11 protein-coding genes are annotated in these 11,765 nt (G+C 71.1%); 8 read left to right on the forward strand and 3 right to left on the reverse strand.

Going from position 1 to position 11,765, the window contains the following annotated elements; genetic code table 11:
• Window positions 1–1,405: 1,405 nt before the first annotated feature.
• Window positions 1,406–2,440, forward strand: coding sequence for a L,D-transpeptidase (locus OG370_RS35250; RefSeq protein ID WP_328471517.1), 1,035 nt, complete (start codon window positions 1,406–1,408; stop codon window positions 2,438–2,440).
• Between the two features lie 326 nt (window positions 2,441–2,766).
• Here the strand turns inward: OG370_RS35250 and OG370_RS35255 are convergent, their stop codons facing one another.
• Window positions 2,767–2,937, reverse strand: coding sequence for a hydrophobic protein (locus OG370_RS35255; protein ID WP_328471519.1), 171 nt, complete (start codon window positions 2,935–2,937; stop codon window positions 2,767–2,769).
• A 284-nt stretch (window positions 2,938–3,221) separates the two neighbouring features.
• A complete protein-coding gene (locus OG370_RS35260) occupies window positions 3,222–3,488 on the reverse strand; it encodes a GlsB/YeaQ/YmgE family stress response membrane protein (protein WP_328471521.1) in 267 nt (88 codons plus the stop codon).
• A gap of 157 nt (window positions 3,489–3,645) precedes the next feature.
• Here OG370_RS35260 and OG370_RS35265 point away from each other — a divergent pair, with 157 nt between their 5' ends.
• From OG370_RS35265 to OG370_RS35295, 7 genes are all read left to right on the forward strand, one after another.
• Entirely contained in the window at window positions 3,646–3,993 is a 348-nt protein-coding gene (locus tag OG370_RS35265; RefSeq protein WP_328471523.1) for an STAS domain-containing protein, read from the forward strand.
• A gap of 70 nt (window positions 3,994–4,063) precedes the next feature.
• Window positions 4,064–4,525, forward strand: coding sequence for an ATP-binding protein (locus OG370_RS35270; RefSeq protein WP_328471525.1), 462 nt, complete (start codon window positions 4,064–4,066; stop codon window positions 4,523–4,525).
• Between the two features lie 286 nt (window positions 4,526–4,811).
• Window positions 4,812–6,470, forward strand: coding sequence for a SpoIIE family protein phosphatase (locus OG370_RS35275; protein ID WP_443060806.1), 1,659 nt, complete (start codon window positions 4,812–4,814; stop codon window positions 6,468–6,470).
• Window positions 6,471–6,736: 266 nt separating this feature from the next.
• Window positions 6,737–7,831 (forward strand): cobalamin B12-binding domain-containing protein, encoded by a 1,095-nt coding sequence (locus OG370_RS35280; protein ID WP_328471529.1) that lies wholly within the window; start codon window positions 6,737–6,739, stop codon window positions 7,829–7,831.
• Window positions 7,828–8,253, forward strand: coding sequence for an STAS domain-containing protein (locus tag OG370_RS35285; protein ID WP_328471531.1), 426 nt, complete (start codon window positions 7,828–7,830; stop codon window positions 8,251–8,253). The genes OG370_RS35280 and OG370_RS35285 overlap by 4 nt, the downstream gene beginning before the upstream one ends.
• Before the next feature lie 58 nt (window positions 8,254–8,311).
• On the forward strand, window positions 8,312–8,812 hold the full coding sequence (locus OG370_RS35290) for a MarR family winged helix-turn-helix transcriptional regulator (protein WP_328471533.1): 501 nt from the start codon (window positions 8,312–8,314) through the stop codon (window positions 8,810–8,812).
• A 184-nt stretch (window positions 8,813–8,996) separates the two neighbouring features.
• The gene (locus OG370_RS35295; RefSeq protein ID WP_328471535.1) at window positions 8,997–9,521 is read left to right on the forward strand and encodes a VOC family protein; all 525 of its coding nucleotides are present in this window, start codon (window positions 8,997–8,999) and stop codon (window positions 9,519–9,521) included.
• A 104-nt stretch (window positions 9,522–9,625) separates the two neighbouring features.
• Here the strand turns inward: OG370_RS35295 and OG370_RS35300 are convergent, their stop codons facing one another.
• Entirely contained in the window at window positions 9,626–11,578 is a 1,953-nt protein-coding gene (locus OG370_RS35300; protein ID WP_328471537.1) for an eCIS core domain-containing protein, read from the reverse strand.
• Window positions 11,579–11,765: the final 187 nt, after the last annotated feature.

Raw genomic sequence — 11,765 nt, forward strand, 5'->3', positions numbered from 1 at the left:
GGCACAGGGGACAGTACTACGGAAGCCATGTGCGTGAACCCATGAGTCCCGGCCCCGCTGTCGTATCCGCCACGGCGGCTCCGGCGCACGTCAGCGCGGTGCGGGCGCTGGACGGGGGCGCTTTCGGGTGGCCGATTCCCGGACCTGGGCATCGTTGTCATCCGCTGGTCGCGAGGGGGTTCGCCCGGCGTTTCGCTTTCTTCCGCGCCGCGGGACGCCGAGGTGGCCGATTCTGTGCCGTGGCGAATTTCGGCCTCCTTTTATTTCCGGCCAATCGGGACTCGCGGCGGCGGCCGGAGCGAAGTGGAGAAGATCTGCCGAGGGTGGCGGAGGTGAGATGGTGAGGAAAATGTGAACGCCCACTGCTTGTAGCAGACATTCGTGAAGGGAACATTGCACGAGAATGACGAAGACCGCGCAAGTCCACGGCTTCCCGGCCGTTTTGGAGGTCCACTCCCTTGGCGGATGCCGAAGTGCGGCGGCTGAAATCCCGCGATGCCGGCGCCGTCCTGGACGAGGACGTCGCCCGGCTCCTCCCGCTCAAGCACGCGAACCTCGACGTACCGGGCCGCTACAGCATCCGCGCTTCGGTTCCGGACGGAGCGGTCCCCGGAAATCCCGTCCGATGCTGCGGGGGTCGTGGCGGCACGGTCTCCCCGGAGTTCAACACCACCGTCCGCCAGGTCACAGCAGGTAAGAGAAGCGCAGTGCCCCGCCCTCCTCGCGGTGGCGACCTCGGCCACGCTTTCCGTAGGGGGTGGGGAGCATCTGGATGGCCACCTTGTGAGGGATGAGTGCGTGGGTGAACACCAAGAGGCGCCAGCGGTCGTTGCCCGCGTGCTGGCGGGCCGCGCGGACCTCGCTCTCTCCCGGCTCGAAGCGGCTGCCTTCGCCCCCGGTCGCCGTCACCTCGTACAGGTAGGGCCGGCTGCCGGAGCCGACCCGGAAGTCGAAGCCGAGGCCGTCGCCGCCGGACGGGCCGGGAAAAGGGCTTTCTCGACAGCCGATTCACCGTCGAACTGCCCAGCAGGGAGCCCGAGCCGAACCTCATCGCCTTCCGTGCCGGCCGGGGCGTCGGCGCCTACCCCGTCTGGATCGGCCGCACCGATGACGGACAGGGTGGTTGCGTCGTCGTCGACTTCCCGCTCCATTCCGCCGACGGGGGAGAGCAAGGAGCCGCCGCCGACCGTGGGCGGAGGGAGCCCGGCGTCGGGTGTAACGCTTTCGGGCTGCTCGCACTAGAACGGCTTGTAAGGCATCGCACCTTTGACCAAAGGGCGGCGAACCGGCCCGGGTCGAGGGACTCTCCGCCCGAGGCGAGCCAGCGGCCCGAGCCCGCCTTCGAGCGGTTCCCGGACCGGCGGCGCCGGACAAGACCCCGTCATCACACGAACGGAACGTCTGAGTGAAGCAATCACACAAGGTCCTCAGCGCAGTGGCGCTGCTGGGCACGATAGCCATGGGTCTGTGCGGCTGCGGCGGCGACACATCTCCCAACGCCACCGGGGCACCCGCGTCCACGACGAGCGGCAGCCTCTCCGCGACGCCCGGTCACGCAGGCAGCGGCAGCACCTCGCCGACGTCCAGTCAGGCAGCCCGTTCCGCAGCACCGCAGCGGCCCCAGATGCTGCTCGACACCATAGAGCCGGAAACCGGTACCACGGTCGGGGTGGCGATGCCGATATCCGTGGTGTTCAGCAAGCCGGTCGCGGCTTCGGCCCGCGGGGACGTCGAGAAGCACCTGCAACTGACCACCTCCGTGCCGGTGACCGGCGCCTGGCACTGGTTCGGCTCCCGGCGGGTGGACTTCCGCCCCGAGGCGTACTGGCTCCAGGGGACGAAGGTCACCCTCGACGCGAAACTCGCAGGGGTGGCGGACGGCAATGGCCGCTACGGCGCGCACTCATACGTGCACTCGTTCACCGTCGGCTCCGACGACGAGGTGCACGTCTACGCGAACCAGCACGTGATGAAGGTCTCCCGCAACGGCGCGGTGGTCAAGACGTTCCCCATCGACGCCGGCAGAGCGGCGTATCCCTCCTGGACCGGGACGATGGCGGTCATGGGCAAGGCCCGCGAAGTGCTCATGGACTCCTGCAGCGTCCACATCGCCTGCGACAAGAACGACCCGAACTACTATCACGCGAACTACCCGCTCGCGGTGCAGTTGACGGTCTCGGGGACCTACGTGCACTACTCCGACGGCGACCCGCAGCCGGGCAACAGCGGCTCCCACGGCTGCATCCACCTGTCATGGGCCGACGCCCGGTGGTTCTACGGCTTCGTCCGCCAGGGAGACCCCGTCACCATCACCGGGTCCCCCCGGGCAGCGGCGGCACCGGACAACGGTTACGCCGACTACGACGTGACCAACTGGAACGCCTGGACCTCCCCAAGCACCAGCGGCCTGGGCCAACTCACCACCTCCACCACGACCTGAATCCGGACGAGCTCGAAGCCGGTCCCATCTCCGGATCGGCTCACGCTGGGGAAATCGGCGGCGCGAGTCGGTCGCATGGCAGACAATCCAGGCGGCCCGATTCTTCCGCCCGAGCCGCGCACGGCGAAGTGCATAGCCCAGGATCTACTTCCTCATCGTTGCGGTGGGGGCACACCGGTTCACCGGACTGGAGGTCGCGACCTTACGCCACGGCGGCACGGCCGGAGCGCCGCCGACGGGCATCGGGTCCGGTCCCGTGCGGCGGCCCTCACCCTCGCGCGCACGCGCGTGCGGGTTCGGTCACCGCGTCCGCGGTGCCGCTTCGTCTACCAGCGGTACCAGCGCCCGCGGTTGCCGCCCGATCCGGTCGAGCGCACGAGGAATCCCAGCGCCCAGAGGACCAGCACCACGATGCCGATCCACAGCAGCAGTTTCACCGCGAAACCCGCACCGATGAGAATCAGTGCCAGCAGGAGAACAATGAGCAACGGTGCCATGATGGTGAACCTCCGAGAATTGGTGTGCCCGGGAGTCGCCGGCCGATTCAGGGGATTCCTGTGACAACTCAGGCGAGGCAGTACCCGTGGTGTGGACAAGTGGTACGCCGACGCCCTCGGTACCGGGCGGTCGGGTAATGCGCGAGTCCCTGAGGCGGGAACCTCGGTTCCTGTCGTCCCCGGGACGTCGACGACGCGGGGGGCGTGCGCCGGACCGGTCAGGCGCACGGACACGGGCGGAGCCGGGTGTCAGGGCGCGGACCGAACCCGCCGGGGTGCGCCGGTCAGGCGCGTCGGCCGTTGGTGACGGCCCGGTGGATCGCGAGCAGGATCATCGATCCGGCGATCGCCGCGATCCAGGTGGACAGGTGGAAGAACCCGTTGATGGAGTGCACGTGGAAGATGACCTTCCCGAGCCATCCGCCGAGCAGGCCACCGAGAATTCCGATGACCATCGTGATGATGATGCCGCCCGGGTCGCGGCCCGGCATAAGCGCCTTGGCGATGGCGCCCGCCAGCAGTCCGATGATGATCCAGGCAACAATACCCATGACGCGCTCTTTCTCCGTTTCCGACGATCCCTGACAGCGACCGTCTTTACCGGCCCTGGACTTTCAAACACCCGTTCCCCGCGAAGCATCGGATGATCGGCCCGGGGTATCGTCCGGGCACCGTGCGGAGAGACCGTGACAGGTTGGGGAGGCAGGTATGACGGGGCAGGGCGCGGAGGTGTCCGCCTGGGCCGCCGGCGGCGGGGTGTGGATGGTGAGGATCGCGGGCGATCTGGACGAGTCCCGCACGGCGGCGATGTCGGACGCGCTACGGCGGGGCCTGGACACCGGTGGACGGCGCACCGTGGTGGACGCCTCGGACGTGGCGTTCGCGGACTCCTCGGTGCTGCACACCCTCCTCCAGGCCAGAGCCGTATACGCCGCCACGGAGGTCGAGTTGGTGATCGCGGGGCCCAGCCTGGCGGTACGCCGGCTGCTCGACGTGACGAACACGGCCTCGGCGTTCGTCCTGGCGGGCAGCCTGCGGGAGGCGATGGCGTATTGACGGCGCGCGTTCGGTGACGGCGGGGAACGCGGTGGCGTGCCGTTGTCCGCACTGGGTAGACAGGCCCCCAGTGAGTGGGGAAGCAGCGGGTGATCAGCACGGCGCGGGTACGGGCATCGGGTCTGGCGGCGCCGCAGGATCGCCGAGCGCGCTTCCCCGGTCCAGCGCGGATGCGCGGGCGGCGGTCCTCGCTCTGCTGGAGCGGCGTTTCTGCGCTCCGGCGGCCGACTGGCGGGAGACCGTGGTGGTGGCGGACGTGCTGCTGGTCACGTCGGAGCTGGTCACGAACGCCGACCGGCACGGCGGCGGCCTGACCCGGTTCACCGTGGAGATCGACGGGGACGCACTGCGGTTGTGCGTCGGAGACGCCAGCCCCGAGCCTCCGGTGAGCCCGTCCGGACCGGACGCGGCCGAGGGGGTGCCGAGGATCGGCGGGTACGGCTGGCAGATGGTGTGCCGGCTGGCCCATGAGGTGACGGTCGTCACCCACCGCGCGGGCAAGACGATCTCGGTCGTGCTCACTCTGGTGTAGCCGGCACGGCTGGTCCGGGGCGGGTCCAGGCCCCTCCGCCCTGGTCCCTTCGGGCCTGGTCCCTTCGGCTCCAGGCCCGCAGGCGGACGGCGCCGTCACGCACGACCCGGACGTGGTCCGGACATGGCCGGGAGCGCGTCCGCGCGTTGCCGAAAGCCTCCGGTGCGGCGCGCCGTTGGGGCGGGGGCCGGTTGCCACGAGGGCGGGACATGCAGGATGGTTGCCGGGAGGCAACGATTTCGTCGAGTCGAAGAGGTGAGGGATTCGCACAGCGGGTCCTCAGCATATGGTCTCCACCAGAGCGCAGACCGGCGCCGGACCGGAACACGGTTCTCCGTGGCGCCGTGCCCCCTATCCCGCCCTGGTCGTTGACGGCCGGGACACGATCGTCATGCGGAACGACTCCGCCGAGGCGCTGTTGCCAGGGGCCCGCCCCGGGACGCGCTTCGCGGACTGGGCGCCGGACTGGCTGTCCGCCGCGCACGACGCCGTGCGGGTGGCCCGCCCCCGCCCGGCCGACCCCGCGGCGGCCGAACCGCTCTCGGGCGTGATCGGCGAGCGGAGCTTCGAGGCGTACCCGCGTGTGCAGGGCGACGGCACGGTGGTGTGGTGGCTGGTCGACGACACCGAACTCCGGCTGATGCGGGAGGCGTTGCGGCTGGAGCGTGCGCAGACGGCGTTCCTGGCCAAGGCGTCGGGCATCCTGCTGTCCTCGCTCAACATGGCCCGCTGCATGGAGGTGATCGCGCACCTGGCCTCGGAGCACCTCGCCGACGCGGCGCTGGTCGTCGCGCCGGCCCGCGGGGCCCGACTGCCGATGGTGACCTGCCTGCGCGGCGGAGACACCGTACGGACCCACGCGCCGGTCGACCCGGACGAAGTGCCCGGCCTGGGCGAGGCGTTGCGCGGCTTCCCGCCGATGCCCTCGCGGTGGATCGACCCGTCGGCCGCGCCCGACTGGCTGGTGCCCGACGGGTTCGGCCCGGCCGGTTCGATAGTGATCACCCCGCTGCCCGGCCACGGCGTACCCGCCGGGGCGCTCGTCCTGCTGCGCCGTTCGGGCGATGCGCCGTTCACCGACAACGAGGAGGTCTTCGCCCGGCTGTTCGCCGCCCGCGCGGGCGTCGCGATGTCGGCCGCCCGCCTGTACGCGGAGCAGTCGTCGATCACCGAGACGCTGATGCAGGAGCTGCTGCCCCCGTCGCTGCACGAGGTCTCCGGCGTGGACTTCGCCGGCGGCTACCGGCCGTCGGCGGACCACGAGCGGATCGGCGGGGACTTCTACGACGTGCACCCCGCCGTCGTCGACGGCGAGCCGTCGCTGGTCGCGCTCGGGGACGTGTGCGGCAAGGGGCTGGAAGCCGCCGTGCTGACCGGGAAGATCCGCAACACGCTGCACGCGCTGCTGCCCATGGCCGACGACCACCAGCGGATGATCGGCCTGCTCAACACCGCGCTGCTCAACTCCCGCCACAGCCGGTTCGCCACCCTGGTGCTGGCCTCCGCGGTACGGAAGGGCAGCGGGGTGGGCCTGCGGCTGACCAGCGCCGGTCACCCGAGCCCGCTGATCGTCCGCGCGACCGGCGCGGTGGAGGAGGCCAGGACCCGGGGCACCCTGGTGGGCGCCCTGCCCAGCGCGCCCGCCCGCACCGCGAGCATCACCCTCGCGCCCGGTGAGTCCTGCGTCCTGTACACCGATGGGATCACCGAGGCCAAGGGAGGACCGATGGGCGGCACGCAGTTCGGCGAGGAACGACTCCAGCGGGCCCTGTCGGAGTGCGCGGGCATGCCGGCCGAGAGCGTCGTCGAACGGGTCCAGATGCTCGCTTCCGAGTGGGTGGGGAAGGGCTCCCACGACGACATGGCCGTCGTGGTGATCTCCGCGCCCCGCAACCACCATCTCATCGCGGTGAACGGCCACACCCGAGGCCGCTTCACCGCGTGACGCCGCGCCTGGTGAACACGGCGCCTGGTGAACACGGCGTCCGGTGAACGCCGCACCTCGTGAACGCCGCGCCTGGTGAACACCGCACCTCGTGAACGCCGCGCCTGGTGAACACCGCACCTCGTGAACGCCGCGCCTGGTGAACACCGCACCTCGTGAACGCCGGGCTGCGCGTGCGCCCCGCGGGAGCCGGCGGCACGGGTCCGGCGGCCGTGTGCCGGGCCGCGGGGTGCGGTGAACGCGCGCATTCAGGGCAGGCGCGTTGCATGAGAACCAGTACACGGGACCGCCTTCCGGACAGCGGTGTGGTCGAGCGGTTGGTCGACGAGCTGTGGGACGCCGTCGTGGCGACCCACGAGCGGATGGCCACCGACGTGGTGCTGCGCGCGCTCGCGGACGGCGTGCACCCGGAGACCCTGCTGCTGGACGTGATCGCCCCGGTGCAGGGCAAGGTGGGCGAGGAGTGGGCCGCCAACCGCCTCAGCGTGGCCCAGGAGCACGCCGCGACGGCCATCAACGAGCGGGTCGTCACCGCGCTCACGCTGCACACCGCCCCGGACGCCGCGCCCGACCACGGCCGGATCACGGTGTCCTGCGTCGACGGGGAGTGGCACGCCCTGCCCGCCCGCCTGCTCGCCGAGGTCCTGACCCTGCGCGGCTGGCAGGTGGACTACCTCGGCGCCCAGGTCCCCACCCCGCACCTGGTCGGCCACCTGCACCGCACCGACGCCGACGCGGTCGCCCTGTCCAGCTCGATCGCGGTCCGGTTGCCCACCGCGCACGCCGCGATCACCGCCTGCCAGGCCATCGGCGTACCCGTGCTGGTCGGAGGAGCCGCCTTCGGACCCGGGGGCCGCTACGCCCAGCTGCTCGGCGCCGACGCCTGGGCGCCCGACGCCCGCGCCGCGGCCGACCGGCTCGCCCGCGGCCCGCTGCCCCGCCCGCAGCCCGACCACCAGCCGGCCGACGACCTGCCGCATCTGGCCGACCAGGAATACACCATGGTCACCCGCAACGGCGCCTCGCTCGTGCGCACTGTCCTCGCCTCCCTGGAGGAGCCGTTCCCCGCCGTGCGCGGATACAGCGCGGCACAGCGGGAGCGTACGGCGGAAGACCTCGCGCACATCGTGGAGTTCCTCGCCACCGCCCTCTACCTGGGCGACGCGGCGCTCTTCACCGGGTTCGTCACCTGGACCGCCGGGATACTCACCGCTCGCGGCGTCCCCGCGCACAGCCTGCCGCCGGCCCTGGGCATCCTGGCCCGCGAGCTCAAGGACTTCCCGCGGGCCGCCGGCATCCTCGAAGAGGCGCTCGACACGTTCGCCACCGCCCCTCGCACCATCGCCGGGAAGCCCCTATGACGATGACACCCCCCGCCCATCTGCGCCTGACCACGGTCGACACCGAGGACACCGTCCGGATCGAACTCCACGGCGACCTCGACTACGACAACGCCGACCGCCTCGTGGCCGCCGTGACGGCGAAGCTCGCCGAACACCCGCACCTGGACGACCTGCACCTGCACTGCGCCGAACTCGGCACCGTCGACACCATGGGGTTGTCCGCCCTGCTGATGATCCGCCGCCGCACCGGCGAAGCCGGCGTCCGCCTCCACCTGGACGAGCGCGGCACGGGGCTGGACCGCCTCCTGGACATCACCGGTACCCTCGAACACCTCACGGCGCCTGTGGCCGGCACGGACGAGACCGGCGCGGGCGAGACCCCCGTGACGAACGGGGAGGCGACGATGCCCCGTAGCGCCGGGCCGGACGCCACCCCGTGACGGCGAACCCCCGGCCGCCCCGGGGCGCACAGAACCAGGACCCATCGACGGGGAGCCCATGCCAGCACCAGACGTCGCCTCAGGAAGCCTCTCCGAGGAGGTCGCCCGGTCCGCCGGCGACATCGCGGAAGCACTCGACGTGATGTGGGAACGGGCCGGAGAGTCGACCGCCTCCGCCATCGCCCCCGCTTCCCCGTCCCAAGTCCGGTTGATGTGCGCCGTCGACCGCGAGGAGGGGATACGCATGCGGACGCTGTGCAGACGGCTGGCCGCCGCGCCGCCGTCCGTGAGCCGCCTCTGCGACCGCCTGCAGGCCCTGGGCTTCGTGGAGCGACTGCCGAGCCCCGAGAACCGGCGGGAGGTCACCTTGCGGCTGACCGGCGCGGGCGAGACCCACCTGCGGCACATCCGCGAGCAGCGCCGGCGCATGCTCCACCACGCCATCGACGCCATGCCGAAGGCCGATCGGCGCGCACTTGCCAGGGGGCTCGCGGGGCTCCGCGCCCAACTCACGGCGGACAGCGACGAACACAGACCCGGCGCCGTCTCCGCGGCCTGACCCGCCCGCCCAGTGGCGTCATTGGGCACTCGACGCGGGGGGCACCTCGGCGTGGACGGGGCGGGGACGGCGGCACGGTCAGGGTCATTGGTGTGCTTTGCGCACATCAATGTGCCTTTTGTGAGGCCCTCGTTGCATCCCTATGGTGGGGCTACGCACTAGTCGTAACCAAGCGAGGAGCGACATGCCGGTCCAGCGTCTCAACCACGCCGTGCTCTACGTCCGCGACGTCGAACGCAGCGTCGCCTTCTACTCCGACCTGCTGAGGTTCCGCACCGTCTTCCGCCTCCACGCCGACGGCGGCAAGGTGCCCGAGGGCGCGTTCCTGCAGGCCGAGGAGTCGACCAACGACCATGACCTCGCCTTCCTCCAGACAGAGGACCCGGCTGCCCCGCAGCGCCCGGGCCGACACCCCGGGCTCGCGCACCTGGCGTGGGAGGTGGACACCCTGGCCGAACTCCGGCAGATCCGCGGCAAGCTGCTGCAGGCAGATGCGCTGGCCTACGAGATCGACCACGGCACCACCAAGTCGCTGTACGTCAACGACCCGGACGGCCTGGAGTTCGAAGTGTGCTGGCTGGTGCCCGCCGAAAGGGTCGACGAGGTGGACCGCGAGGCCTTCACGCCGCTCGACCTGGACGCGGTCATCGCACAGTTCGGCGCCGACCTCCCGGGCGGGACCGGCATCTCCGCGCCGGCCCGCCACTGAACCGGCGAACGCCGTTCGTCGCCCCGGCGGGCCCTCACGCCCGGCCCGCCGGGGCCCCTCGGCGCTTCTCCCGTCGGCCGCCCTTCGGTCCCGGCCCGGCCGGTTCACCTCTCCTGGAGGGCCTCGATCAACTTCGCCCTCTCCCTGCGGCCTTCGGGAGTGTCCTTCGCGGGGTCGTTGAGCAAGTGATCCTTGCGCCGTGCCTCCGCCACCACGTGGTGGACGCCGTGCTCGTCGACGTCGATCGGCTGACGGTTGCTGGCACGCGGATGGAAGTGGCGGAGCTCGTCGGCGTGGTCACCCTGCATGTCGAACACCGGGGAGGAGTGGTCGTCCTCCGTACCCGGGGCCCTTTTCCTCAGCTGCTGCCGGCCGTGGCTCTCCCGCATCGCCGCGGCCTTCCTGAGCTCGGCGAATCCCACGTCCTTGACCTTGCGCGGCCTTCCACCGCCCTTGCTGGCGGCCGCCCCGGCGCCTTCCTTCAGCGTCTGCTCCGCGCCCTGCCGATCCAGCCAAGCCTTCAGGTCCGCCGCGTGCGCGTCGTCGAGAATGCCCATGACGGCATCCTGGGGGCTCACCTTCAGGATCACGTCGTAATGCTGCTTGTGATCCTCGATCTTGTTCTCGTCGAGGAGATGGATCTCGAACATCGCCGCTTGGAACATCACGTGGGTGAGCAGGGAGATGACGTCGGGGCGATCCCTCACGGCCGCGTCGTCGATGCCGTTGGCCGCGGCGCGGCACGCTTCGAAGGTGGCCTTCTGCGTCTTGCTGTGGAACAGGTCGGCGAAACCAAGCCGTGTTCCTGTCGCGCCCCCGCGCGGGTCGGCGGTGGTGCCCCGAGAGGTGGTGCCCCGACGAGCGGAACCGCCTCGCCCGCGCCCCGCTGGTTCGGCGGGCGGCGGGGCGGCGCCCACCTTGGCATAGGGCACGGAGACGTTGGTCTGCGGGGTCTGGTTCACCACTCCGCCCGTCACCTTTGCCTTCAACCGCCGACCCGTCGCCGAGGTGTGCAGCGCGTATCGCTTCTCCTCCCCCTTGAGGGAGTTGTTGTAGTCGTCGATGATGCCGGCGAGTGCGACCTGCTTCTTGCCCGGTTTCCTGAACGCGTCGACGAGTTTCGTCCTGGCCGTGGAGTAGATCCGGCCGACGTACTCGGAGCGCGGCACCGGCCCGTAGATCACCTCGATGGACGGAAGCTTGGCGCGCTTGCTTCCCTCGACCTCCAGTTTGACGACGGGCCAGCCCCGCTCCTCCGCGACGGAACGGGCCAGCAGATCGCCGTTCTTGAGCCCGGCCGTCTCCTCGCCCGCCTTCTTCTGCTCGTCGTGGAGATCGACGGTGAGCTCGATCTCCAGCCCCACCCGCTGGGGATTCCCGATCACCTCCGTCTGCGACCGGCCGGCGTTGCCCGCATCAGGCTCCTGCTCAGCCGCGGACGAGACCGTCGACGGGCCGCCCGTCTCCATCCGCTGCACCGCGGCCGGGTCGCCCGAGTCCGCCGAACGACCCGGCCCGGCTTCCCGCCGCACGGGAACGGGGACGGGGTGCGACATCACCCGTTCGGCGTTCTCCACCGCAGCCCGCTCGAATCGGTCGGACGGGTCGGAGATCCTCAGCCGGGACCCGTTGTCGGTGCCCTCCACCGCGCCCTGCCGCTGCTGGATCACATGGGTCAACTCGTGTGCGAGCGTGTGCTTGTCACCGCCCCCCTCACCGAGGACCACGTGACTGCCGGAGGTGTACGCGTGCGCGCCGATCTCCGCCGCCGAGTGCCGCGCGGTGCTGTCGGAGTGCACACGGACGTCGGAGAAGTCGGCGCCGAGCCGGGCTTCCATCTCCGAGCGCGTGTCCTCGTCGAGGGGGCTGCCCGGGGAACGCAGGACCTCGGGGACGGCCGAGCGCTGGACGGGCTGCTCGCCCCGCGGTTGGCTGCCGCCGGCATCGTGCGGGTGCTCTTCCTGGGCCCAGGGGTGTCCGGCCCCGCGGAGCATCTGGACGACCGCCGCGTTGCCGGCGCCGTGCTGGAGGGCCAGGAGTGCGGAAGGCGGTGTCACGCGACTGGGAGGCGTGCGGGCCGATGACCGGCTGTTCTCCGCTTCCCCGCTCCTCGCGTTGTCGTTGGCGTGGATGGTCTCCCCTTAGGTGTCATCTCTGGCGGCTGCGACGACCGGCTTCCGGCCCCGGTCCTGCTGCGGATCGCCGCCCCCGGCGGACACGGCGCCGCATCGGAAGAACACGTTG

Origin of the sequence: Streptomyces sp. NBC_00448, from assembly GCF_036014115.1 — a bacterium.
GTDB lineage: Bacteria > Actinomycetota > Actinomycetes > Streptomycetales > Streptomycetaceae > Actinacidiphila.